We start from the raw sequence: 24,328 nt of genomic DNA, 5'->3' as shown, positions 1-24,328 counted from the left end.
CGCACCGGAACACCCATGACGCTCGACGCCGCCTTCTGGATCACCGCCGCCGCCATCCTCGGCCTGCTCTGCCTCTCGGCCTTCTTCTCCGGCTCGGAAACCGCCCTCACCGCCTCCTCCCGCGGCAAACTCAAGGCGCAGGCCGACAAGGGTTCGCGCGGGGCCGCCTCGGCCATGGCGGTGACGGAAGACAGCGAACGCATGATCGGCGCGCTCCTCCTTGGCAACAACATCGTCAACATCCTCTCGGCCTCTCTGGCCACCGCGCTCCTCACCCGTCTCTTCGGCGACAGCGGCGTCGCGCTGGCCACCCTCGTCATGACCGTCCTCGTCCTGATCTTCGGCGAAGTGCTGCCAAAGACACTCGCCATCACCTATCCGGAATCCGTCGCCTCCCGCGTCGCTCCCATCATCCGCGTCCTGATCGTCATCTTCTCCCCCGTCGTCTCCCTCGTCCGCCTCCTCGTGCGCGGCCTCCTCTACGCCCTCGGCGTGCGCGGCAACGAAGACGGTCGCATCACCGCCATCCGCGAAGAGATCGCCGGAACCATCGCGCTCGGCCATTCCGAAGGTGCGGTGGAGAAAGAGGCCCGCGACCGCCTGCTCGGCGCGCTCGACCTCACCCACCGCACGGTGGACGAAATCATGCGCCACCGCCGCCAGATCGAGATGCTCAACGCCGACGACCCGCCGGAAAAGATCATCGCGCAGGCGCTGGCCTCCCCCCATACCCGACTGCCCATCTTCCGCGACAGCGACGAAAACATCCTCGGCGTCGTCCACGCCAAGGACCTCCTGCGCGAAGTCCACCGCCTGACCCATGACACCGAGGACAGCGTCCCGCAGGCCCTCTCGCTCCTCGACATCCTCAAGGTGGCGATGAAACCCTACTTCATCCCCGAAACCACCACGCTCGACGAACAGATGCGCGAATTCCTCGCCCGGCGCACCCATTTCGCGCTGGTCGTTGATGAATACGGCGCGCTGCAGGGCCTGATCACGCTGGAAGACATCCTCGAGGAAATCGTGGGCGAGATCACCGACGAATTCGACATCGTCGCCAAGGATGGCGGCCTGTCCCGCACCGAGGGCGGCGACTACATCGTCGACGGCGCCATGACGATCCGCGACCTCAACCGCGCCAATGACTGGACCCTCCCGGATGACGAGGCGAACACCATCGCGGGCCTCGTGATCCACGAGGCGCAGACCATCCCCGCAGAAGGCCAGACCTTCAGCTTCCACGGCTTCCGCTTCGAAGTGATGCAGAAACGCGAAAACCGCATCACCCGCCTGCGCATCCGCCCGCTCTAGCTCCGGGCGTCAGGGCAGGCGTAACCGCGTCACCCTGCCCGCCTCATCGACAAGAACGCCCGCCTCCGCGCAACTGGCCTCAAGCGCCATGCGCTCCGCCCGTCCCGACAGCAGGCGCAGGTTCAGATCGATCACCAGCGGATCAATCACACCCGCCCCCGTCCCGCAAAGCGGCGCGACCTGCCCGGTCATCGCCCGCTCCGAAGCCGTGACCCCGATGCCGGTCATCCTGCCCATGACGCCGTCCCCTGTTTGCTTCAGGGTGACCCTGCGCCTTTCGCGCCGCCCGCGCTACACTTCCTATGGATAGGGTCGTTACCAAAGGATGGGTCACTCCCCATCCTTCCCCGGACCGGGGCGGAAACCCGCCGATCAGCGGCTGCGGAACAGTGATCCAAGGATGCCGCGCACCACGGCCTGACCTGTCTTCGTGCCCAATTGCCGGGCAAAGCTCTTGGCAAAGGCTGTCCCGATGGAATCGCTCCGGCTCGACGCGCTTTCGCGTTTCGTACCGTTCCGCTTCTCCGGCACCGCACCGCCGTCATAGCGCCGCGCCCGGCTGAACCCGTCATCCGCCTCCGCAGGCGCAGGCGCGGCCTCCGCCGCCGCCTCCCGCGCCGCGGCCTCGGCTCGCGCGCGCAGCATCTCATAGGCGCTCTCGCGGTCCACCACCTTGTCGTATTTCCCGGACACCGGCGATTGCACCATCAGTTGCGCCCGCAGCGCAGGTTCAATGGGGCCAAGCCTGCTCGATGGCGGGCGGATCAACGTCCGCTCCACGATCCCGGGCACCCCCTTGTTCTCAAGGAAGGACGTCACCGCCTCGCCCGTCCCCACATCGCGGATCGCCTCCTGCGTGTCGAACCGCGGGTTCGGGCGATAGGTCTCCGCCGCCATCTTCAGGTCCTTTTGGTCCTTCGCCGTAAAGGCCCGCAGCGCATGCTGCACCCGGTTGCCCAACTGCCCAAGAATATCTTCAGGAACATCCGCCGGGTTCTGGGTGATGAAATAAACCCCCACCCCCTTCGACCGGATCAACCTCGCCACCTGCTCCACCTTCGACACCAACGCCTTTGGCGCGTCGTCGAACAACAGATGCGCCTCGTCGAAAAAGAAGACCAGCTTCGGCTTGTCTGGGTCACCCACCTCGGGCAGCGTCTCGAACAGTTCCGACAGCAGCCACAGCAGGAAGGTCGCATAAAGCCGCGGGCTGTTCATCAACTTGTCCGCCGCAAGGATGTTGATCCGCCCCGCCCCGCTGCCATCCACCAGCATCAGATCCGCCAGATCCAGCGCAGGCTCCCCGAACAGCTTCGCGCCCCCCTCGTTCTCCAACACCAGAAGCCGCCTCTGGATCGCCCCGATCGATGCCGTCGCCACCAGCCCATAGCGCGTGGAAATCGCCTCCGCATTCTCCCCGATAAAGACCAGCAGCGCCTGCAGGTCCTTCATGTCCAAAAGCGGCAACCCCTCCTCGTCGGCCAGACGGAAGGCCACGTTCAGCACGCCCTCCTGCGGCTCCGTCAGTTCCAGAAGCCGCGACAGAAGCAGCGGCCCCATCTCCGCCACCGTCGCCCGGATAGGATGCCCCTGCTCGCCGAACAGGTCCCAGAACACCACCGGGAAGGCCCGATAGGTCAGGTCCAGCCCGATCTTGGCCGACCGTTCCATGAAGGCCCCATGCAGCTTGTGCGCCTCCGACCCCGCCGCGCCAAGGCCCGAAAGGTCCCCCTTCACATCGGCCATGAACACAGGCACCCCGGCTGCCGAGAACCCCTCCGCCAAGATCTGCAGGGTCACGGTCTTCCCCGTCCCTGTCGCCCCCGCGATCAGCCCGTGGTGGTTGCCGTATTTCAGCAAAAGCTGCTGCGGCAACCCATAGCCCTCGCCGCCACCGCCCACGAATATGCTTGCCTGATCGGTCATTCGTCCTGCCCCCGTCACCCTGCGCAGGCCCCTTCGGCCCGTCGCAGAAACCACATCCCAGGCTGCGAACATACATGCTTCCCGCGCCCATGCCAGAGCCCTGCCTGAATTGCACAACTGCAGAAGAGCGGTTTTCCCGCCCCACGTGTGCGCCCCGCGCAAAAGCCGGAGATGACGCCCCGCTTTTGACCGAAAGGACAGTTTTTCTCCAATGTTTTCAGCCCTCGCCGCAATCAGATTCCCTGTTGACGGATAGGAAAGAACCCCTTAGCGTCCCCTCCCATGAAGTCGGCCAGTCCGACAGGGAGCAAACAAACGATGCGAAAAAGGGCTGGGTCTTCCGGCCCTTTTTCATTCCGGCAGACGCCTTTTCTCTGACCCAAGGCCCGCCTCCGCGCATCACCAATTTGGCACCTGACAGCGCCGCCCCCGCATGGTAATCCCGCCCCGAACACATCAAGGACGGTCTCCATGTCTCTCGTCATTTCCCGGCAGGTTGCCTTTGCCCTCTCCCTCGGCCTCGGCCTCGCCACCGGCGCGGCAGCCCTCGCGCAGGAAGCGCCTGCCGAAGGCGCGGCCCCCGCAGAAGGCACGCCCGAAGCGGCCGCAATGCCCGATACCGGCCTCTCCATGGGCCAGACGCCCGCCGAAGGGCCGGGTTCCACCTATGTCAAGGAAACCCACGGCGCTTGGGAACTGCGCTGCGTCCGTGTCGCCGAAGGCACCGAACCCTGCCAGCTCTACCAATTGCTGAAAGATGGCCAAGGCACCTCGGTCGCCGAAATCGGCCTCTTCACCCTCCCCGCGGGCGGCGAGGCTGCGGCTGGCGCCACGATCATCGCCCCGCTTGAAACCCTGCTCACCGCCGGGCTGCGCATCGGCGTCGATGCGGCCACGCCCAAGGCCTATCCCTTCACCTTCTGCTCGCAGATCGGCTGCGTCGCCCGCGTGGGCTTCACCGCCGAAGAGGTGGACGCCTTCAAGAAAGGCGGCAAGGCCACGCTGACCATCGTCCCCGCCGTCGCCCCCGACCAGACCGTCGCGCTGGAAGTCTCGCTCAGCGGCTTCACCGCAGGCTATGACGCCGTCGCGGCCAGCGCCGCGCCCGCCGCCGAATAATCGCGGGCCAGACCCATCCGACGAAGGCCGCGCCCCCAAGGCGCGGCCTTTTCCATTCAGGCCCGCCGAAAGGCCAGCACCGCATTCAACCCGCCAAAAGCGAAGGCGTTGGAAAGCGCCACCTCCACCCGCGCCCGCCGCGCCTCGTTCGGCACCACGTCCAACGCGCAATCCGGGTCCGCCTCCTCGAAACCGATGGTCGGGGCCAGCACCCCCTCGCGCAGCGCCATCAGGCAGGCCAGCGCCTCCACCGCCCCGGTCCCGCCGATGATATGGCCATGCATCGCCTTTGTGGAACTCACCGGCGGCGGCGCATCGCCGAACACCGCCCGGATCGCCGCCGCCTCCGTCCGGTCATTCGCCGCCGTCCCGGTGCCATGCGCGTTGATGTAACCCACATCCCCCGCCGCAATCCCGCCATCGCGCAGCGCGCCCGCCATCGCGCGCGCCGCCCCCTCCGCCGAAGGCGCGACCAGATCCCCCGCATCCGAGGTCATCGCAAAGCCCGCCACCTCCGCAAGCACCTCCGCGCCCCGCGCCAGCGCCGCCTCCCGCTCTTCAAAGACGAAGACCGCCGCCCCCTCGCCCTGCACCATCCCGTCGCGCGTCCGGCTGAACGGGCGGCAAGCCCGCTGCGACATCACCCGCAACCCCTCCCAAGCCTTGATCCCGCCAAAGCACAGCATCGCCTCCGCCCCTCCCGTCAGCACGGCCCGCGCCGCCCCCGACCGGATCATCTGGAAGGCCAGCCCCATCGCATGATTGGAACTCGCGCAGGCGGTGGAGACGGTGAAGACCGGCCCGCGCATCCCATGCGCCATGGACAAATGGCTCGCCCCCGCACTCGCCATCAGCTTCGGCACCGTCAACGGATGCACCCGGTTCTTCCCCTCGGCATAGACCGCGCGATAGCTGTCATCCGTGGTCTGCAACCCGCCGCCCGCCGTGCCAAGGATCACCCCGCAATCAAGGCCCTCCTCCACGACCAGCCCCGATTGCGCCATCGCCTGCGCCCCGGCCACCAGCGCCATCTGCGCGAACCGGTCCGCCGCCGCCATCACCCCGCGCTCCAGATGCAGCCCCGCATCCCAGCCCCGCACCTGCGCCCCGATCCGCACCGAAAGCCGCTCCACATCGGGCAGGTCCAGCGGCCCGATCGCGCCCCGCCCCTCGGCCATGACCGCAAAGGTCTGCGCCACGTCATGCCCCAAAGGGTTGACGGTCCCCGCCCCGGTAATGACGACGCGCCTCATGCCGCCTTCTGCGAAACCAGCCCTTCGACCGCCGCCACAATGGCCGCCACGCTGGTCATGTCGAAGTCCGATTGCGCGGGATCATTGGCATTGAACGGAACGGCGATGTCGAAGGCCTCCTCGATCGCAAAGATCGCCTCCACCAGACCCAGCGAGTCGATCCCCAGCGCCTCCAACGTGCTGTCCATCGTCACGTCGGAAACCTCCAGAACCGCCTGTTCCGCAAGGATTGCCACCACCTTCTCGCGCACATCCATCATCACGCCCTTCCCCGCCCTGCCGTCGGCCCGACCTAACCCTGATCCGATGACCGGGGCATGACGATCCGCTCCATCTCGGCCACCTTCGCGGCAAGCCGCGGCAGGCGGCGCAGGGCCTTCTGCATTTCCACATGGGTCTCCATCTTCACCGCAGGATAGCCCAGCAGCACCCGCCCCGCAGGCGCATTGGTGAAAATCTTGGTAGCCCCCCCGGCAATCACGTCATCGCCGACAAAGATGTTGTCATTCACCCCGCATTGTCCGCCCATCACCACGCGATCCCCGATCCGCGCCGATCCGGCGATGCCCACCTGCCCGCACAGCAGGCAGTCGCGCCCGACCTGCACGTTGTGGCCGATATGGACAAGGTTATCCAGCTTGGTCCCCGACCCGATCACCGTGTCGCGGATCGTGCCCCGGTCGATGCAGACATTTGCACCCACCTCCACATCGTCGCCGATGGTCACGGCCCCCAGCGAATGGATGCGCGTCCAACTCTGCGCCCGGATGTCGCCGCGCTCCCCCAGCGTCTCGCGGATCTCCTCCACGCCCGATTTCTCCGGCGTGACAAAGGAAAACCCGTCCGCCCCGATCACCGCGCCAGGCTGGCAGATGAAACGGTCGCCGATCGTGACCCGCGCCCCGATCCGCGCCCCCTGCAGGATCAGCGCATCCTCCCCGATCACCGCCCCCTCGGCGATGGACACATGGCTCGCGATCCGCGCCCGCGCCCCGATCCTGACGCCCCGCCCGATCACCACGAATGGCCCGATGGCCGCGCCCGCGCCGATCTCGGCCCCCGCATCCACCACCGCCATCGGATGCACTCCGCCCGCGATCTCCGGCCCCGGGTCCATCAGCACCGTCAGCCCCGCCATCGCCAGCCGCCCGCGCGGCGCAAAGATTGCGGCCTCCAGCCCCAACCCCTGCCAATCCGCCCCCGGCCAAAGCAGCGCCGCCCGCGCCCGCCCCTGCGCGATCCCGCCCGCATATTTCGGGTCCATCGCCAAGGCCAGCGCCTCCGGACCCGCGCTCTGCGGCTCCGACGCGCGGCTCACCACGAGGTCAAGATCACCCGCAGCCTCGGCCCCAAGCGCCGTGGCGATATCGCGGATCGTATGGGCCATGTGCAGCGTCCCCGGAAAAGGCGGTCGGCGGCAGGCTTACCCCTGAACGCCGTCCAAGGCCACCCCGGCCTCGGTCAGCGCCTCGAATATCCGTGCGTCACGCCCATAGACATCGCGCCGATAGGTCATCTCGCCCTTGGCCGTCGGCCATGCGGTGAAATAGACCAGATGCACCGGCAACTTCTCCTCCAGTTTCACCACCGTCTCCCGGTCGCTGTCCAGATGGCTCTGGAACAGCCCCTTGGGATCGTCCGACTGCATCGCCAGCAGCGCATAGGCAAAGTCGAACGGGTCCGCCAGCCGGATGCAGCCATGGCTGTAGGCGCGCACCTCGTGATCGAACAATTCCTTCGCGGGCGTGTCATGCAGATAGATGTTGTAGGGGTTGGGGAACATGAACTTCACCTTCCCCAGCGCATTCCCGTCCGACGGCGGCTGGCGCAGGCCAAAGGGGAAGCTCCGCGCCGAATAGGCCGCGAAATTCACCGCCCCCCGCGGCACCACCCGCCCGTTGCGGTCGATCACCTGCAGATGGCTCACCGCATTCGGGTTCCGCTGCAAAAGCGGCAGATATTCCTTCACGATGATCGACCGCGGCACGCCCCATGACGGGTTGATCACCATATGGTCCATCACGTCCGAAAATTCGGGGCTGCGCTGATCCGGCACGTTCTTCCCGATCACCGCCCGCGTCTGGAAGGTGACCTTGCCGTGATCCACGATCTTCGCGCTGAAATCCGGCTGGTTCACCCAGATATGCCGCGCCCCGCGCTCCACGTCATGCATCCAGCGCAGCCGCTCCATCGCCACGACGATGGATTGCACCCGCGCCTCCGGCGCCACGTTGATCTCGGCCAGCGTCGCCTCGGTCGCGCGCCCGTCGGCCTCCAGCCCGTGATCCATCTGGAACCGCTGCACCGCCGCCTGCAGCGTGCGGTCATAGACCGCCGTCGCCGACCGCGTCAGGTATCCCATCGCCACCAGCCGGTCGCGCAGCGCCACCACCGCGGGACCCTGATCCCCCGGCATCACCGCAGCAGCCGCCACCGGCGCACCCCAGCCGCCCGCCGCGATCTTCGCCTCCAGTGACAGCTTCTCCTTCATCAGCCGCGCATATTCCGGCGTCTTCGGCGGCAGCGACCGCAGCACCTGCGCCAGATTGCCGTTCTCCGCCCGGGCCAGCAGCACCAAGGGGTTCAATCGCGTCACCTCGCGATGGATGCCCGCATCAGCCTTCTCCGGGTCCAGAACGCCCGTCGCCACATCCGAGGCATAGTCGAGGAAGGCCCGCGCCATCCGCACTTCCAGACGCCCGCGATCCCCCTCCGTCTGCGCTGCCGCAAAAGCCGCGCGCAGCGCTCCCGCATCATAGCGCGCCACAGGCAGACCATGCGCCGCCGCCCCGTCCAACGCCGAAAACAGCGCCGCCCGCCGTTCCGCATCCTGCGGCCCGGTCCAGAGCGGCCGATACTCCCGCGCGGCGTAATACTCGGCAAGGACCTCATCCCCCTGCAAGGCCACGGCCATCGCCTGCATGAAGGGCGCAACCATCCCATCCGCAGGCTGCGAGGGCAAAGACACCGTCTGCGCCATGGCCGGCAAAGCCGGACCGCTCAGCGCCACCGAAAGCAGCAAGGCCGCACCCGCACCGCGCCCCCGCGCAGAACCCCTCACGCCGCCACGGCCAAACGTACCCATCTTATCCCTCGAACCCATCGAAATTCCTTGCACTTGTTGCAATTTGAGTGATTCCCCGGTCGGAGTCCATTCACAACCCACCAGAAAAGCTGGGTCTTTTCGTGGCGGCCCGCTTTGGCGCGCCACCGCGCCCTCCGCGCAACAGATGCCTTCTTTTGCAGGGTCGCCCCGGGCTTTAAGCAGATTCTTGCCGATTCCGCGATTGTCTCCCGACAGCGGCCAATCAACGCTTGGGCGGTCGATTTTCCTGTGGCATAACCGCGGGGCACTTGGGGAAAAGTGGCATGAAAGCTGCAGTTTAACGCAGCGCAGACGAACCGGGGACAGCGGTCGGCATGACAGAGAAGACGAATCTTGGCGTAACCCGTCGCGGCCTGCTCGGCGTCTTCGCCGCCACCGTCGTGGCCGCAGCGCCGACCTACTCCAACGCCTTCGGCCTCCTGCGTGGCGCGGGCGACATCCGCCGCATCCGCATGTATTCGGGCCGCACCGGCGAAAGCCTCGACACGATCTACTGGATCGAAGGCGACTACATTCCCGAGGTGATGAAGGAGATCAATCACTTCATGCGCGACTGGCGCAGCAACGACAAGATCTCGATCGACAACCGCACCATCGACATCATGGCCGCCGCGCACAGCCTGATGGATGTGACCGAACCCTACACGCTCCTCTCCGGCTATCGCAGCCCCGCGACCAACGCGATGCTGCGCAACCGCTCCTCCGGCGTGGCACGGAATTCGCTGCACATGAAAGGTCAGGCCGCAGACCTGCGCCTGAAATCCCGCTCGGTCAGCCAGATGGCCCGCGCGGCCGAGGCCTGCGCCTCGGGCGGCGTGGGGCGCTACTCGCGCTCCAACTTCGTCCACATGGATTGCGGCCCGATCCGCCACTGGGGCGGTTGACACCGCCCCCGAAAATTCTTCGTCCGAAGAATTTTCGCCGCGAAGATTTTTCGTACGAAAAATCTTCCCCCCCGCGTCAGCCATCGCCCTCGGTCGCCAGATCGCGGCCACGATAGCCCATAGCCACCACGAACTTCTCCGAACTGTCCGACCGGCTCGCCGGCGGCTTCACATTGGCCACGCTACGGAAATTCCGTTTCAGCATCGCCTGCATCTCGTTCTCGGCCCCACCGGCCAGAACCTTGGCGACAAAGGTCCCGCCATCCTCCAGCACGTCGAAGGCAAAGGCCAAGGCCGCCTCCACCAGCGCCACGATGCGCAGATGGTCCGTCGCCTTGTGCCCCGAGGCCGCCGCCGCCATGTCGCTCATCACCACATCAGCGCGCCCGCCCAGCCAGCCCTTCACCTTCTCATCCGCGTCATCCGCCAGGAAATCGAGCTGGTGCAGCTCCGCCCCCGGAATCGGCTCCACCTCCTGCAAGTCCACACCCAGCACGGTGCCCACGGGCTTCTTCGGGTTCTGCCCCAGCGCGTTGACCCGCACCACGGCCACCTGACACCACCCCCCCGGCGCGCAGCCAAGGTCCACGACACGGCTGCCCGGCTTCAGAAAGCCATACTTGTCGTCCAGTTCCAGAATCTTGTACGCCGCCCGCCCGCGATAGCCTTCCTTCTTGGCCCGCTGGACGTAAGGGTCGTTCAACTGTCGCTCCAGCCAGAGCGTGGACGAAAGCTTCCGCCCCTTCGCGGTCTTCACCCGCACCCGCAACTCGCGCTGTCCGCGCCCTGATGTGTTCTTGCCCGTTGTCATGCGTAAGGCCCGTCCTCCAGAACGCCATCCGCGCTCATCTGTGCATAAAGCAGCCCCTCGCGCAGGCCGCGATCGGCCACCGAAAGGCGATCCGTCGGCCATATCCGCATCAGCGCCTGAAGGATAGCCGCACCCGACATGATCAGCGCATGCCGATCCCGCCCGATACGCGGATCGGTCCGCCGCCCCTCCGGCCCCAAGGCCAGATACTCCCGGATCACCAGATCGATCTGATCCGACGTCATCTGCAACCCGTCCACCTTCGTGCGGTCATAGCGCCGCAGGTTCAGATAGCTCGCCGCCACCGTCGTCACCGTTCCGCTCGTGCCGATGATCTGGAACCCGTCCCGCGCCTGCTGCGCGTTGTAGGGCGAGAAACTCGCCAGATTCTCCTCGAAGAACCACGACATCAGCGCGAATCGCGCCCCGTCATCCTCCACATCCGCGAACTGGTCCTTCAACGTGGCCACGCCCAGGGGCACCGAAATCCAGTCCACCACCCGCGCCGCCTGTTCCCCCTGCGGCTGGAACCCGCGATGCAGCCGCATGATCGACCGCGCCCGCTCCTCCGGCGGCACCGCCGACAGGTCAATCCAGACCAACTCGGTCGACCCGCCCCCGATATCCACCACAAGCAACTGTTCCGTCCGCCGCCCCACCAGCGGCGCGCAGGAAATCACCGCCAGCCGCGCCTCTTCCTCCGGTGCGATGATCTCCAGCGAAAGCCCCGTCTCGCGCCGCACCTGCCGGATGAAATCCTTGGCATTGCGCGCCCTGCGACAGGCCTCCGTCGCCACAAGGCGCATCCGCTTCACGCCATGCTTCTCGATCTTCTTCTGGCAAATGCGCAGGGCCTGCACCGTCCGCCCCATCGAGGCGCGCGACAAGCGGCCCGAGGCTTCAAGCCCCACGCCCAATTGGACAGTCTTGGAAAAACTGTCCACGACCTGAAACTGACTGCCCCTCGGCTGGGCAATCAGCATCCGGCAACTGTTCGTGCCAAGGTCGAGCGCCGCATAAAGCGTGCCCGCCCCCGGCGGATGAGGGACTGACGGTTCAACCGGCGCTGCCACGCCCTCGGGCGCAGCCTTGCGCTGCGGGATCGCGTCCGCCCCCCGGGGACGCTCGGGCGTCATAACCGCCCTCCATCTGTGCTTGCCCCAACCGTAGCGCCCTTTCCCGCCCCAAGGCAAGCGCGCACCTGCCCCAAAGCGGTGCTTTCGACGCGGCTCATGATTTCCTTGAAGATTTTTCCACCCCGCCGGACCACGCCACCGTCGCCCTGCCGCGCATTTTGCGCTAGCTCTCGCCATGGTCGCCTTCCGCTTGCGCCATGTCGAAAACCGACATCGGTGGTCGCGGATCGGCGCTATCAACAGGGTCAACGCAACGCGAGGGAATCATGCCCGAAGTCACCATCGTCTACTGGCGCGACATCCCCGCCCAAGTGATCGTCGGCAAGGGCCGCCGTGGCGCCAAGGTGCAACTCACCGAACGCTTCGAACAGGCCATCGACCGCTGCGCCATGAAGGTCGGCGCCCGCGACACCGACAGCTATCTCGCCGAATGGCGGAAAGCGCCGCCCTATGAGGTCGAAGGCGATCAGGACGAGATCGCCAAGGCCGAGGCCGCGCGTCTGGAAGCCGAATTCGACACCGCGCGCCTCAAGGCGCTGATCGACGCCGAGGGTTGGGCGAAAGCCTGACCGCATGACCCTGAGGGAGAGCCTGATGGCCCTGTTCAACTTCCGCCGCGAGGCAGCCGCCCCCGCCACCAACGCGCCCGCCGAGATGGAGGCCTTCCTCAAGGGCTTCTCCATCGAGGTCATGCCCCGCACGGCCGAAAAGGTGGAGAATTTCCGCGACATCCTCCCCGCAGGCACCCGCGTCTACATCGCTCATATCGACGGCACGCCCATCGAGGACATGGTGGCCACGGCGAAACGCCTGAATGCCGAAGGCTTTCCCGTGATGCCCCACTTCCCCGCGCGCATCATCAAGGACAAGGCGACGCTCACGGACTGGGTCGCCCGTTACAAGGGCGAAGCGGATGTGAAGCAGGGCCTCATCCTTGCGGGCGGCGTGGCACAGCCCGCGGGCGACTTCCACACCTCCATGCAACTCCTCGAATCCGGTGCCTTCGACGGTTTCGAACGCCTCCACGTCGCGGGCCACCCCGAAGGCAACAAGGACATCGATCCCGACGGCTCCGACCGCATGGTGATGGAAGCCGCGCGCTGGAAATCCGCCTTCGCCGAACGCACCGACGCCAAGATGGCCATGGCCACCCAGTTCTGCTTCGAGGCCGATCCCGTCATCGCATGGGTGGACCGGCTCAAGGCCGAAGGCATCGCCCTGCCCGTCCATATCGGCGTCGCAGGCCCCGCGAAGCTGCAGACGCTCATCAAATTCGCCATCGCCTGCGGCGTCGGCCCCTCGCTCCGCGTGCTGCAGAAGCGCGCGATGGACGTGACGAAGCTTCTGCTGCCCTATGAGCCCACCGAATTCGTGGGCGCTCTGGCGGCGCACAAGGCGAAGAACCCCGATTTCGGGATCGAATCCGTCCATTTCTTCCCCCTCGGCGGCATCAAGACCAATGCCACCTGGACCACCGAAAACGCCGGGGCCTCCGGCCGCCCGGCCAATGCTTGAGAAAAAGGTTCAACGATGACCCGTACAGTTCTGGAATCCAAAACGAAAACCGTGATCATCGGCTTCGATGAACCCTTCTGCGTGATCGGTGAACGCATCAACCCGACGGGCCGCAAGAAGCTGGCGGCGGAGCTGGAGGCGGGGAATTACGACACCGTCATCAAGGACGCGCTGGAACAGGTCGCCTGCGGCGCGACCGTGCTGGACATCAACTCGGGCGCGGTCTTCACCAACAAGATGGCCGAAGACCCGCGCTATGCCGACAACAACTTCGTCGAACCGCCCCTGATGAAGGCGCTGATCGAGATCGTGCAGCAAACCGTCGACGTGCCGCTCTGCATCGACTCGTCGGTCCCCGGCGCGCTGGAAGCGGGGCTGATGGCCTGCGAGGGCCGCCCCCTCCTGAACTCCGTCACCGGTGAGGAGGAGCGGCTGGAACTCGTCCTGCCGCTGGTCAAGAAATACAACGTCCCGGTCGTAGCGATATCGAACGATGATACCGGCATCTCGCCCGATCCCGACGTCCGCTTCGCCGTGGCGAAGAAGATCGTGGAACGCGCCGCCGATCACGGCATCCCGGCCCATGACATCGTCGTCGACCCGCTGGTGATGCCCGTCGGCGCCATGGCCTCCGCCGGTCAGCAGGTCTTCGCCCTCGTCCGCCGCCTGCGCGAGGAACTGGGCGTGAACACCACCTGCGGCGCGTCCAACATCTCCTTCGGCCTGCCGCATCGCCACGGCATCAACGGGGCCTTCCTGCCCATGGCCATCGGCGCGGGCATGACCTCGGCCATCATGAACCCCGTCCGCCAGCAGGAGATGGAAGCGATCCGCGCCGCCAACTTCCTGATGAACCACGACCCGAACGGCGGCGAATGGATCCGCTTCGCCAAGGTGCTTGAGGCGGTCGAAGGCGGCATGACCTTCGCCGAAGCCTCCGCCGCCGCCTCGCAGGCCGCCGGCGGCCGCCGCGGCGGACGCCGCGGTCGCGCCTGACGTTTACCGAATCGCAAGCATGGGGCGGTCAGGATCGCCCCATGCAACACCACCGCCTCAGCCCGCCCGATGTCTGGATCGACCAGATCTTCTCAGCCAAGGCCGCCGTCACAGGCGGCGTGATCCGCCGCAATGTCGACTGGGTGGAGCGGGAGATCGGGCAGGACAGGTTCTTTCTCGAAGTGCGCAAGCGCGGCTTTCACCTGATGCGCGCCGGGAACCAATACCTGATCCTCTGCGCCGCGGACCCCATCCAGTTCCTCTTCTGACCCGCACGGTTTTTCTGCGAAAAACCTAACGGCCGAAGTTTCTGCGAAACTTCGGCCCCGATCCTTCGCAGAAGGATCGCCCCACGATTTTTCGCAGAAAAATCGGCACAAAGCCGCGTGCAGATCACGCCGGCAACCGTTCCTTCAGGAACTGCAAGGTCACGCCCAGCCCATCCGGCGCGATCCCATGCCCCGTGCCCTTCATCACATGGCCATAGGTCTCGAACCCCGCCGCCACAAGTGCCTCGCCCGCCCGACCCATGTCGTCGAAGGGCACCACCGGGTCCTGATCCCCATGCACCAGCAGGACCGGCGGCTTCACCACCGCCTCCGCCGCCAGCAGGTCCGGCACTAGCAAACGGCCCGAAATCGCCACCACGGCCGCCACCGCCTGCGCCCGCCTTGGCGCCACATGCAGCGACATCATCGCCCCCTGCGAAAACCCGACCAGCGCCAGCGCATCCGGGCCAAGCCCCTCTTCCGCCAGCCGCGCATCGAGAAAGGCATCGAACAGCCGGACCGACTCCGCCATGGCCGACCGTGCCGCCTCCTCGGTCGAACCGTCCAGCCACGGGATCGGAAACCATTGATAGCCAAAGGGATTGCCCACACAGGGCTGCGGCGCATCCGGCGCGACAAAGGCCGTATCCGGCAGATGCGATGCCAGCGCATCGCCCAGACCCAGCAGATCCGCCCCGTCCGCCCCATAGCCATGCACAAAGACGACCAAGGACCGCGCCTTCCCGCTCTGCGCCGCCTTCCGCCCGAATTTCAGCCCGTCGCTCACTTGATGCCCTCCCGATCCTTCGCCACCCGGTAGTAGGCCCAGAGCATCCGCGCCGCAACCGCCCGCCACGGCGACCATGCCTCCGCCATTCCCCGCAGCGCCCGCTCCGAAGGCCGCGCCTCCAGCGCGAACAGCAACCGCGCCGCCTCCTGCAAGGCCAGATCCGCCGGGGCAAAGACATCCGCCCGCCCCAGCGCGAACATCGCATAGATCTCCGCCGTCCAGCGCCCGATCCCCGGCACCGCCACCAGCACCGCCACGACCTCCTCGTCCGGCATCCCCCGCAGCGCCGCGAAATCGATCCCGGCCCGCGCCAGCGCCTGCCCATAGCGCGCCTTCTGGCGACTCAACCCCACTGCCCGCAGCGCCTCCTCCTGAGCCCCCGCCATGGCGTCCGGATCGCAGAACCCCGCCGCCTCCAGCCGCGCCCAGATCGCATTGGCCGAGGCGACCGAAACCTGCTGGCTCACGATCGCCGACAACAGCGCGCGGAACCCATCCTCCCGCCGCCGCAGCGGCAAGGGCCCGGTCAAGGCCAGCGCATGGGCAAAGCGCGGCTCCCGCGCCGCAAGCAACGCCGCCCCCTCCGCCACGCAGGCCTCCGTCTCGATGATCCGCCCGACCGTCATCCGCACCCCCGGAACCACCCCCACCATGGCCCAAAGCCACCCGAAAACACCAGCCATCCCGCACGGCATCGGCAGCAGGGGCAAAGGGGGGGGGCGCGGGGGGACGCCCGTCCCTCCGCCTCCGCCCCCAAAACATTCATCCGTGCGCATTTGTCCCTTGCTCCCGCCGCGCGAAGTATTAACCCTTCCGCCATGACCGACCTCACCGCCCCCTCCGACAGCCGCGCCAAGCGCAACGTCCTCGTCCTCGTCGCGGCTCAGGCCATCCTCGGCGCGCAGATGCCGATGATCTTCACCGTCGCAGGGCTGGCAGGCCAAAGCCTCGCCCCCAATGCCTGCTGGGCCACCCTGCCCATCAGCGCGGCCGTCATCGGCTCCATGCTGACCGCCACGCCCATCTCGGCCTTCATGCAGAAATACGGCCGCCGCGCGGGCTTCGCCATCGGCGCGCTTGGCGGCGGCATCGGCGGTGCCCTCGGCGCCTATGCCCTCTCCACCGCCAATTTCGCCCTCTTCGTCATCGCCGCCCTCTTCACCGGCATCTACATGTCGGCCCAAGGCTTCTACCGCTTCGCCGCCGCCGACACCGCCTCCGAAGCCTACCGCCCCAAGGCCATCTCGCTGGTCATGGCGGGGGGCCTCCTCTCTGCCGTCATCGGCCCGCAACTGGTGAAACTCACCGCCGAATCGATGGTCATCCCCTTCCTCGGCACCTATCTCGCGATCATCGCGCTGAATGCCGCAGGGGTTTTCCTCTTCACCCTGCTCGACATCCCGCGCCCCCGCGCGCCCGTCCCCGGCGCCGCCACAGGCCGCAGCCGGGCCGAGCTGATCCGCACCCCCGCCATCGCCGTGGCGATGATCTGCGCCACCGTCTCCTATGCACTGATGAACCTCGTGATGACCTCCTCCCCCCTCGCCGTGGTGGGCTGCGGCTTCACCAAGGGCAACGCCGCCGATGTCGTCACCGCCCATGTCCTTGCCATGTACGCGCCGAGCTTCTTCACCGGCCATCTCATCGCCCGCTTCGGGGCGGAACGCATCGTCGCCACCGGCCTCGTGATCCTCGCCGGGGCGGGGGCCGTCGCCATCGCGGGGGTCGAGTTGGAAAACTTCTTCCTCGCCCTCATCCTTCTGGGCCTCGGCTGGAACTTCGGCTTCATCGGCGCCACCACAATGCTCACCGCCGCACAGGCGACCGAGGAGAAAGGCCGCCTTCAGGGCCTGAACGACCTCGTGGTCTTCGGCGGCGTCACGCTCGCCTCCTTCTCGTCGGGCGGGCTGATGAACTGCTCCGGCGGCTCGGTGCAGGACGGCTGGCAGGCAGTGAACTTCGCCATGCTGCCCTTCCTCGTGCTGGCAGGCGGGGCGCTCATCTGGCTGGCCTTGCGCCCCAAGGAACTCCGCTGATCGGCAGCGACGGCCCCTCAGGCCGCCAGCGCCAGCAACCGCGCATCCACCGCGCTCAAGGCGGGCCGCTCATCCCGCGCGGCATCGCCCACGGCCACCTGCAATCCTTCCACAACGATGGCGCAGGGCTGATCCGTCTCGATCTCGATCCAAAGCTCCGACACCGGCGCCTCGACCAACCGCAGATCCGTGCCATTGACCAGCGCACCGATGGGCGCAAGGGCCTCCTCGACCCCGAAATAGGCCGCCAGCCGATCCCCGGCCACAACGATCATCTGATCCAAGGGCAGCAACAGGCCATCCGCCCGCCGCCCTGCCCCGCGGGCCTCGCCGCTCACGGAAACCGCCATGGCCTCGGTGCCCACCAGCATCCGCACATGCCGCGCGGTGATCCGCACCTCATGGCCCTTGCAGCAGGTGATCACGTCGCCGGGTCCCAGATCCTCGACCCCGCGCCAACCGTCAGGCGTCATCAACCTCGTTCCGCGCAAAAAGCCGGAAGGAGAGGTTGCCACCTCCACATCTGCCGGCATAATCGTCGAAAACACGCTCATGATACATCCCAGAACCGCTGACGGCGGCGGCATGGCCGATCATCACTGACCAGTCACCATGCTCGTCCTACCGCCCATCCTTGTTCTGAAACGGACACAAATCGGGATTTTCTAGGGCAACTGATCACGATTGCAGAAAGAATGCCCGTCCCCATCCGAAAGTCTGGGAAACTGGTACGGGATCAAACCAACCCTGCGCGGAAACCCGCCTTCAGTAGACCCCAGCGCCGCGCGAATTCCGAAACGCGCAGCGCGCCGCTCGCCACTCGCCCCGGTTCCGCCGCCGCCAACCGCAACAGCGCCTCGGCCTGCCAAGCCGAAATCGTCGCCGCCCGCGCCTTGCCCAAGGCGCGCAGCCCCGGCTTCGCCGCCGCCAGCCGCGCCAACCCCTCCCGCGCCAGCGCCGCCACCGCCTCCGGCCGCCCGTCGACCAGCGGCACCCGCCCCCGTGCCTCCAGTTCCGGCACCGCCTGCAGGAACGCAGCCAGCCCCGCCGCCCAGCCAAGGCCGCGCAGCGCCGCCTCGGCCCCGTCCCCGGCCCCCAGCGCGCGCCCCGCCAGCCACATCAGCCCGCCGCCGCTATCCTCCAGATAGGCCGCCAGCGCCGCGCCATCCTCGAACGGCTCGCGATAGACATCCCAGCGCCGCGCCTCGACCAGCGCATCCATCACACCGACCGGCAGACCCGCCTCCCGGATCAACCCCGCCAAAGGCCCCGCCACCTCATGCGCCCGCGCAGGCCGCCCCTCGCCCGCCTCCGCCACCACATCGCGCCACCATTGCAGCCGCATCTCGGCGATCATCGGCTCCTTCGTCACCCAAGGCGCCCGCGCCACCTCAAGGTTGAAGGCATATAGCACCAGCAGGGCCTCCCGCGCCGCCACGGGCGCCGCCATCACGGCGGCAAAGCGGTCCGCATCCCCCCGCTCTAGCAGCGCCGCACAGGCCGCCACGCTCATCTCGGCCTCGCCACGATCAGGCGGTATCCATAGTCCGCGCCATGCGCGCGCCACAGCGCGATCTCCGCCGCAAAACCGCGCGTCATCTCATCCTCCGGCAGCACCGCCAACCGCGCCGCCACGGGTTCGTAATAGGCAGCCCAAGCCGCAGGCTCCAACCACCGCGCGCCCAGCACCTCATAGCCCGCGCCCGCCACAACGGCCTCCAGCGCGACGGCGTCCCGCATCGCCAACCCCTCCGCCTCCCAGAACGCCCGCGCCGCCACCGACGGCTCCGCCACGCGCCAGCACAGATCGGAAAAGGCCACCGCCCCCCCGTCCCGCAGATGCCCGCGCCATGCCGCAAGGCAGGCCGCCACCCCCGGCATATAGGCCGCACCCGCGCACCAGATGAAATCGAACGGCCCTCCCGGCGGATCGGTCATGTCGGCGCAGTGCACCGCGACGCCCGGATACGCCCCCCGCACCCGCGCGACGAAGGCCTCCATCAGATCGACCGCCACGATCCGCGCCCCCGGGCGCAGCGCGGCCAGCGTCCCGATATCCGCCCCAAGCCCGCAACCCGCATCAAGGATCGCCGCATCCGCCGCCGCCCCGGCGCAGTCCAGGGCCCAGCCAAGGCTCTCCGCATCTCCCAGCGCGGCCCGCTCCAGCCCCTCGAACAGGACCTCGTAACTCATCCCGCCACCGGCTGCCCGATATCGCGAATCAACTTCCAGTTGATCGCATCCAGCAGCGCCTCGAAACTCGCATCCACGATGTTGGCGCTCACCCCCACGGTGGACCAGCGCCTTCCCCGCCCATCCTCGCTGTCGATGATGACCCGCGTCACCGCCTCGGTGCCCCCTTGCGTGATCCGCACCTTGAAATCGACCAGCTTCATGTCGTCGATCACCGCCTGATAGGGCCCCAGATCCTTCCCCAGCGCCTTGGCCAGCGCGTTCAGCGGCCCCCGATCCGTCCCCGTCTCATCCATCGATTCCGACACAGACAGCATCTTCCGCTCGCCGATCTTCACCACGACCACGGCCTCGGACAGGCTGACCATCTCATTGTACTTGTTCTTCCGCCGCTCCACCGTCACCCGATAGCGCTTCACCTCGAAGAACTCCGGCAACAGCCCAAGCTCGGCCCGCGCCACCAGCTCGAAACTCGCCTGCGCGCCGTCATAGGCGTAACCCTGATCCTCGCGCTCCTTCACCACCTCGAGGATGCGCCCCAGCCGCGCATCCTTCGGCTCCACCTCGATCCCCGCCGCCGCCAGCCGCGCCCGCAGGTTCGATTGCCCCGCCTGATTGCTCATCGGGATGACCCGCTCGTTCCCCACCACCGCGGGGTCCACATGCTCATAGGTCGACGGATCCTTCAGGATCGCGCTCGCATGCAGCCCGGCCTTATGCGCAAAGGCACTCGCCCCCACATAAGGCGCGCTGCGCAACGGCACCCGGTTCAGGATGTCATCCAACTGACGGCTCAGCTTCACCATCCCCGCCAGCGCCTCGCGGCTCACCCCGGTCTCGAACCGCCCCGCATAAGGCTCCTTCAACAACAGCGTCGGGATGATCGTCGTCAGGTTCGCATTCCCGCAACGCTCCCCCAACCCGTTCAGCGTCCCCTGGATCTGCCGGCAGCCCGCATCGACCGCGGCCAGCGAATTCGCCACCGCATTCCCGGTATCGTCATGGCAATGGATGCCCAACCGCTCCCCCGGTACCCCCGCCGCGATCACCTCCGCCACCACGCGCCCCACTTCGGCGGGCAACGTCCCGCCATTCGTATCGCACAGCACCACCCAGCGCGCCCCCGCCCCCAGCGCCGCCTTCAGACAGGCCAGCGCATAGGCAGGATCGGCCCGATAGCCGTCGAAGAAATGCTCCGCGTCGAACAGCGCCTCGCGCCCCTTCGCCACGCAATGCGCGACACTGGCGCGGATCGCCTCCACATTCTCCTCCAGCGTGCAGCCAAGCGCGGTCCGCACATGGAACTCATGCGTCTTGCCCACCAGACAGACGGCAGGCGTCCCCGCATCCAGCACCGCCGCCAGCACGTCGTCATTCTCCGCCGACCGCCCGACCCGCTTGGTCATGCCGAAGGCCGTCATCGCCGCCCGCGTCGGCGCGCGCCCGGCAAAGAACTCGCTGTCGGTCGGGTTCGCCCCCGGCCAGCCGCCCTCGATGTAATCCACCCCCAGCGCATCCAGCGCCGCCGCGATCACCCGCTTCTCCGCGGTGGAAAACTGCACCCCCTGCGTCTGCTGCCCGTCGCGCAGGGTAGTATCGAACAGATAGAGCCGCTCCTTCACGACCGCCCCCCTTCATCCGTTCCCAAATATCCTCGGGGGGTGAGGCGCGCAGCGCCGAGGGGGGCAGACAGCCCCCCTCGATTTTTCGCAGAAAAATCGCTCACGACAGCCCCTCCAGCCTGCCCGCGTCAAATCCGGGCCCCGGCAACAACTCCACCCCCGCCTTCGACATCCGCACCTCCACGCCTGCCGCGACCAGCGCCGCCTTCATCGCATCCACCGGCGCGAAATCCTTCGACATCATCGCCGCCTCGCGCAGCGCCGCCAACCGCGCGGCCAGAGGTGCAAGGTCCACACCGGCCTCGGCCCAGCCGCCCATATGGTCCTCCAACAAACCCATAAGCCCCGCCGATGCCTTCAACCCGGCCAGATCCCCGCTTGCCGCCAGCCCATGCAATTCCGCAATCGCCCCCGCCGTGTTCAGATCATCCGCCAGCGCCGCGACAACCGCGTCGGACGGCACCGAAGGCGCAACCCCCGCCACCATCCCCCGCCACTTGCGCAAGGTCGCCTCCGCCTGCGCCGCCTTCTCGGCGGTCCAATCCATCGGCCGCCCGTAATGCGTCCCCAGAAAGACAAACCGGATCACCTCCCCCGGCACGCCCTTCTCCAACAGGTCCCGCACGGTGAAGAAATTGCCCAAGCTCTTGGACATCTTCTTCCCTTCCACCTGAAGCATCTCGTTATGCATCCAGACCCGCGCGAACTCCGCCTTCGGATGGGCGCAGCAGCTTTGCGCCACCTCATTCTCGTGATGCGGGAATTGCAGGTCGATCCCGCCGCCATGGATGTCGAAACTCGCCCCCAGCAGCGCCAGCGACATGGCCGAGCATTCGATATGCCACCCCGGCCGCCCCCGCCCCCACGGAGACTCCCACCCCGGCAGGCTGTCATCCGACGGCTTCCACAGCACGAAATCCATCGGGTCTTCCTTGAACGGCGCCACCTCCACCCTTGCGCCCGCGATCATGTCATCGACCGACCGCCCAGACAGGCGCCCGTATTCCGCGAATGACCGCACACGGAACAACACATGCCCCTCCTTCGCATAGGCATGGCCCCCCTCGATCAGCGCCCCGATCATCGCGATCATCTGGCCCACATAGGCCGTCGCCCGCGGCTCATGCGTGGGCCGCAGCGCCCCCAAGGCGTCCATGTCATCGTGATACCAGCGGATCGTCTCCTCCGTCCGCTCGGCGATCAACTCCTCCAGCGACCCCGCCGCCCCCGCCTCCTTCCGCGCAAGGGCGGTGGCGTTGATCTTGTCATCAACGTCCGTGAAGTTGCGCACATAGGTCACATGCCCCGCGCCATAGACATGGCGCAGCAGCCGGAACAGAGTGTCGAACACCACCACGGGCCGCGCATTGCCCAGGTGCGCCCGGTCATAGACGGTCGGCCCGCAGACATAGACACGCACATTGTCCGGATCGATCGGGGTAAAGACCTCCTTCACCCGCGTCCTCGAATTGTGCAGCCGGATCGTCACCATGTCCCAAACCCCTTCAGCGGCCCCGAAGGCACCCGCAGCCATGCGCCGTCCCGCGCGGGTCTAGCAACTTCGTCTTTCCTTGGGAACGACAAGAAGGCCCGCGCGACCGATGGTCAGCGCGTAATGCAGCAGATGCCGTGGATGCCCGTCCTTGCCATGCGCTCTTGGCTACAGCCAAATCCCCCGCCTGCCAAGCCCCCGCACAGGCGGCCCGCACCTCACGATCCCTTAACGCTTCCTCCCCGAACCGCCCGCTGCGTGCTGACAGGTTGCGGCACAGGATACGGCACAGGATCCGGTACAGCCGATTCCGCCCAACTCCCTGATCTCCGCCGCAGAATTCCCCCCCTTGCCCCCCCGCCCCCCACCTGTTCAAATCCCCAAGGGGGAGAAGGGGAAAATTCCGATGGATCACGAAAATCTTCGCCACTGGTCGAAGCGCGCGGCCGATTGGACGCATGACTACCATTCCACCCTGCGCGACCGCCCCGTCCGCGCCCCCCTGACCCCCGGCACCGTCGCCGCGCAACTGCCCGCAAACCCACCCGAAAACCCCGAATCCGCCGAAACGATCTTCGCCGATTTCGAACGCATCATCCCCCCCGGCCTGACGCATTGGCAGCATCCCCGCTTCTTCGCCTATTTCCCCGCCAACGCCTCCCCCGCCTCCATGCTGGCCGAGCAACTGGCCAATGCCATCGCCGCGCAGGGCATGCTCTGGCAGACCTCCCCCGCCGTGACCGAACTCGAACAGGTCATGATGCGCTGGCTGACACAGGCGCTCGGCCTGCCCGACGGCTTCACCGGCACCATCCATGACAGCGCCACCACCGCCACCCTCTCCGCCGTCCTGACCATGCGGGAGCGCGCGCTGGGTTGGCGCGGCCTTGAAAAAGGCCTCGCCAGCCAGCCGCGCCTGCGCCTCTATGCCAGCGCCGAAACCCATTCCAGCGTCGACAAGGCAACCCGCATCGCGGGCATCGGCCAGGAAAATCTGGTGAAGATTCATACCGATGCCACCCATTCCATGAAACCCGGCGCGCTTGCCGGGGCCATCGCCGCCGACCGCGCGCAGGGCCATACTCCCGCAGGCGTCATCCTCTGTGCGGGCGGCACCTCCATCGGCGCCTTCGACCGCATCGCCGATTGCATCGAGGTTGCGCGCTCTGCCAACATCCCCGTCCATGTCGATGCCGCATGGGCAGGCAGCGCGATGATCTGCCCCGAATTCCGTGACCTTTGGAAAGGCGTCGAAGGGGCCGACAGCATCGTCTTCAACCCGCACAAATGGCTCGGCGCGCAATTCGACTGCGCGGTCCAGTTCCTTGCCGATCCCGCCCCGCAGATCCGCACCCTCGGCCTGCGCCCCACCTATCTGGAAACCGCGGGCCGGGACGAGATCACCAATTTCAACGAATGGACCGTCCCGCTCGGCCGCCGCTTCCGCGCGCTTAAGCTCTGGTTCACCCTTCGCGCCTATGGTCTGTCCGGCCTGCGCGACCGAATCCGCAACCATGTGGATTGGGCGCGCGAGGCCCGCGATGCGCTGGCGCGGCTTCCCGGCGTGACGATCACCACCGAACCCTCGCTTTCGCTCTTCACCTTCGCCCTCGGATCGGATGCCGAAACGGAAGGATTACTGCACCGCATCAACGACGATGGCCGCATCTACCTCACCCAGACCCGCCATGCCGGGCGCTATGTGATCCGCGTGCAGATAGGCCAGTTCGATTGCACGCGCGACGACGTGGCCATGATCCCAAAGGTCGTGGCCGAACTGATGTGAAACGCGAAAGGGCGGCCCACAGCCGGACCGCCCTCCGCCAAAAGCCGGTTAATGATCTGTCAATACTTCGGGACCAGACC

24 protein-coding genes are annotated in these 24,328 nt (G+C 67.0%); 9 read left to right on the top strand and 15 right to left on the bottom strand.

Annotated elements, in window-relative coordinates:
- The first annotated feature begins 15 nt into the window (after positions 1–15).
- Positions 16–1,314 carry an HlyC/CorC family transporter gene (locus tag TabM4_RS09010; protein WP_434621412.1) on the top strand — a complete coding sequence of 433 codons (1,299 nt, stop codon included), beginning with the start codon at positions 16–18 and terminating at the stop codon, positions 1,312–1,314.
- 9 nt (positions 1,315–1,323) lie between these two features.
- Here TabM4_RS09010 and TabM4_RS09005 read toward each other — a convergent pair whose 3' ends face one another.
- Both TabM4_RS09005 and TabM4_RS09000 read right to left on the bottom strand, forming a co-directional pair.
- Positions 1,324–1,551: a hypothetical protein gene (locus tag TabM4_RS09005; protein ID WP_434621409.1), complete on the bottom strand. Its 228-nt coding sequence runs from the start codon at positions 1,549–1,551 to the stop codon at positions 1,324–1,326.
- Between the two features lie 135 nt (positions 1,552–1,686).
- Complete coding sequence (locus tag TabM4_RS09000) at positions 1,687–3,240, bottom strand: helicase HerA-like domain-containing protein (protein WP_434621406.1); 1,554 nt, start codon at positions 3,238–3,240, stop codon at positions 1,687–1,689.
- A 471-nt stretch (positions 3,241–3,711) separates the two neighbouring features.
- On the opposite strand from TabM4_RS09000, the gene TabM4_RS08995 reads away from it, so the two are divergent.
- Entirely contained in the window at positions 3,712–4,359 is a 648-nt protein-coding gene (locus tag TabM4_RS08995; protein ID WP_434621403.1) for an invasion associated locus B family protein, read from the top strand.
- Between the two features lie 56 nt (positions 4,360–4,415).
- On the opposite strand, the gene TabM4_RS08990 is transcribed toward TabM4_RS08995, so the two are convergent.
- The 4 genes from TabM4_RS08990 to TabM4_RS08975 are packed head-to-tail and all read right to left on the bottom strand — an operon-like array spanning position 4,416 to position 8,697.
- Positions 4,416–5,612, bottom strand: coding sequence for a beta-ketoacyl-[acyl-carrier-protein] synthase family protein (locus TabM4_RS08990; protein ID WP_434621400.1), 1,197 nt, complete (start codon positions 5,610–5,612; stop codon positions 4,416–4,418).
- Positions 5,609–5,869, bottom strand: a complete 261-nt coding sequence (locus TabM4_RS08985; RefSeq protein WP_434621994.1) for an acyl carrier protein — start codon at positions 5,867–5,869, stop codon at positions 5,609–5,611. The genes TabM4_RS08990 and TabM4_RS08985 overlap by 4 nt, the downstream gene beginning before the upstream one ends.
- Before the next feature lie 35 nt (positions 5,870–5,904).
- Complete coding sequence (locus TabM4_RS08980) at positions 5,905–6,999, bottom strand: UDP-3-O-(3-hydroxymyristoyl)glucosamine N-acyltransferase (protein ID WP_434621397.1); 1,095 nt, start codon at positions 6,997–6,999, stop codon at positions 5,905–5,907.
- A gap of 36 nt (positions 7,000–7,035) precedes the next feature.
- Positions 7,036–8,697 carry a L,D-transpeptidase family protein gene (locus tag TabM4_RS08975; RefSeq protein ID WP_434621394.1) on the bottom strand — a complete coding sequence of 554 codons (1,662 nt, stop codon included), beginning with the start codon at positions 8,695–8,697 and terminating at the stop codon, positions 7,036–7,038.
- Between the two features lie 335 nt (positions 8,698–9,032).
- Here TabM4_RS08975 and TabM4_RS08970 point away from each other — a divergent pair, with 335 nt between their 5' ends.
- Positions 9,033–9,602 carry a YcbK family protein gene (locus TabM4_RS08970; RefSeq protein ID WP_434621392.1) on the top strand — a complete coding sequence of 190 codons (570 nt, stop codon included), beginning with the start codon at positions 9,033–9,035 and terminating at the stop codon, positions 9,600–9,602.
- 76 nt (positions 9,603–9,678) lie between these two features.
- On the opposite strand, the gene TabM4_RS08965 is transcribed toward TabM4_RS08970, so the two are convergent.
- Positions 9,679–10,413: an RlmE family RNA methyltransferase gene (locus TabM4_RS08965; protein ID WP_434621389.1), complete on the bottom strand. Its 735-nt coding sequence runs from the start codon at positions 10,411–10,413 to the stop codon at positions 9,679–9,681.
- Entirely contained in the window at positions 10,410–11,549 is a 1,140-nt protein-coding gene (locus TabM4_RS08960; protein WP_434621386.1) for a Ppx/GppA phosphatase family protein, read from the bottom strand. The genes TabM4_RS08965 and TabM4_RS08960 overlap by 4 nt, the downstream gene beginning before the upstream one ends.
- A gap of 266 nt (positions 11,550–11,815) precedes the next feature.
- Between TabM4_RS08960 and TabM4_RS08955 the strand changes: the two genes are divergently transcribed.
- Genes TabM4_RS08955 through TabM4_RS08940 form a run of 4 tightly spaced genes read left to right on the top strand, consistent with a single transcriptional unit; the run spans position 11,816 to position 14,329 of the window.
- A complete protein-coding gene (locus tag TabM4_RS08955) occupies positions 11,816–12,118 on the top strand; it encodes a virulence factor (protein WP_434621383.1) in 303 nt (100 codons plus the stop codon).
- A gap of 25 nt (positions 12,119–12,143) precedes the next feature.
- The gene (locus TabM4_RS08950) at positions 12,144–13,064 is read left to right on the top strand and encodes a methylenetetrahydrofolate reductase (protein WP_434621380.1); all 921 of its coding nucleotides are present in this window, start codon (positions 12,144–12,146) and stop codon (positions 13,062–13,064) included.
- Between the two features lie 15 nt (positions 13,065–13,079).
- Complete coding sequence (locus TabM4_RS08945) at positions 13,080–14,060, top strand: methyltetrahydrofolate cobalamin methyltransferase (RefSeq protein ID WP_434621377.1); 981 nt, start codon at positions 13,080–13,082, stop codon at positions 14,058–14,060.
- A gap of 41 nt (positions 14,061–14,101) precedes the next feature.
- Positions 14,102–14,329, top strand: a complete 228-nt coding sequence (locus TabM4_RS08940; RefSeq protein ID WP_434621374.1) for an N-(5'-phosphoribosyl)anthranilate isomerase — start codon at positions 14,102–14,104, stop codon at positions 14,327–14,329.
- A 124-nt stretch (positions 14,330–14,453) separates the two neighbouring features.
- Here TabM4_RS08940 and TabM4_RS08935 read toward each other — a convergent pair whose 3' ends face one another.
- A complete protein-coding gene (locus TabM4_RS08935) occupies positions 14,454–15,116 on the bottom strand; it encodes an alpha/beta hydrolase (protein ID WP_434621371.1) in 663 nt (220 codons plus the stop codon).
- A complete protein-coding gene (locus tag TabM4_RS08930; protein WP_434621992.1) occupies positions 15,113–15,745 on the bottom strand; it encodes a DNA-3-methyladenine glycosylase family protein in 633 nt (210 codons plus the stop codon). Before TabM4_RS08930 ends, TabM4_RS08935 begins: the two co-directional genes overlap by 4 nt.
- Before the next feature lie 192 nt (positions 15,746–15,937).
- Between TabM4_RS08930 and TabM4_RS08925 the strand changes: the two genes are divergently transcribed.
- Positions 15,938–17,155 carry an MFS transporter gene (locus TabM4_RS08925; RefSeq protein WP_434621368.1) on the top strand — a complete coding sequence of 406 codons (1,218 nt, stop codon included), beginning with the start codon at positions 15,938–15,940 and terminating at the stop codon, positions 17,153–17,155.
- A 17-nt stretch (positions 17,156–17,172) separates the two neighbouring features.
- Here the strand turns inward: TabM4_RS08925 and TabM4_RS08920 are convergent, their stop codons facing one another.
- The 5 genes from TabM4_RS08920 to cysS form a co-directional block, all read right to left on the bottom strand.
- Positions 17,173–17,688: a Hint domain-containing protein gene (locus TabM4_RS08920; RefSeq protein ID WP_434621990.1), complete on the bottom strand. Its 516-nt coding sequence runs from the start codon at positions 17,686–17,688 to the stop codon at positions 17,173–17,175.
- Positions 17,689–17,891: 203 nt separating this feature from the next.
- Positions 17,892–18,668, bottom strand: a complete 777-nt coding sequence (locus tag TabM4_RS08915) for a squalene/phytoene synthase family protein (RefSeq protein ID WP_434621365.1) — start codon at positions 18,666–18,668, stop codon at positions 17,892–17,894.
- Complete coding sequence (locus TabM4_RS08910; RefSeq protein ID WP_434621362.1) at positions 18,665–19,348, bottom strand: class I SAM-dependent methyltransferase; 684 nt, start codon at positions 19,346–19,348, stop codon at positions 18,665–18,667. The genes TabM4_RS08915 and TabM4_RS08910 overlap by 4 nt, the downstream gene beginning before the upstream one ends.
- Positions 19,345–20,970 carry a citramalate synthase gene (gene cimA / locus TabM4_RS08905; RefSeq protein WP_434621359.1) on the bottom strand — a complete coding sequence of 542 codons (1,626 nt, stop codon included), beginning with the start codon at positions 20,968–20,970 and terminating at the stop codon, positions 19,345–19,347. The genes TabM4_RS08910 and cimA overlap by 4 nt, the downstream gene beginning before the upstream one ends.
- 100 nt (positions 20,971–21,070) lie before the next feature.
- Positions 21,071–22,462: a cysteine--tRNA ligase gene (cysS, locus tag TabM4_RS08900; RefSeq protein WP_434621988.1), complete on the bottom strand. Its 1,392-nt coding sequence runs from the start codon at positions 22,460–22,462 to the stop codon at positions 21,071–21,073.
- Between the two features lie 406 nt (positions 22,463–22,868).
- Here cysS and TabM4_RS08895 point away from each other — a divergent pair, with 406 nt between their 5' ends.
- Entirely contained in the window at positions 22,869–24,248 is a 1,380-nt protein-coding gene (locus TabM4_RS08895; protein ID WP_434621356.1) for a pyridoxal phosphate-dependent decarboxylase family protein, read from the top strand.
- Positions 24,249–24,328: the final 80 nt, after the last annotated feature.

It is taken from the genome of Tabrizicola sp. M-4, from assembly GCF_051132405.1.
Taxonomy (GTDB): Bacteria; Pseudomonadota; Alphaproteobacteria; order Rhodobacterales; family Rhodobacteraceae; genus Paragemmobacter.
The sequence above is the reverse complement of the archived record's forward strand: the minus strand, read 5'-3'. Positions and strand labels throughout refer to the sequence as shown.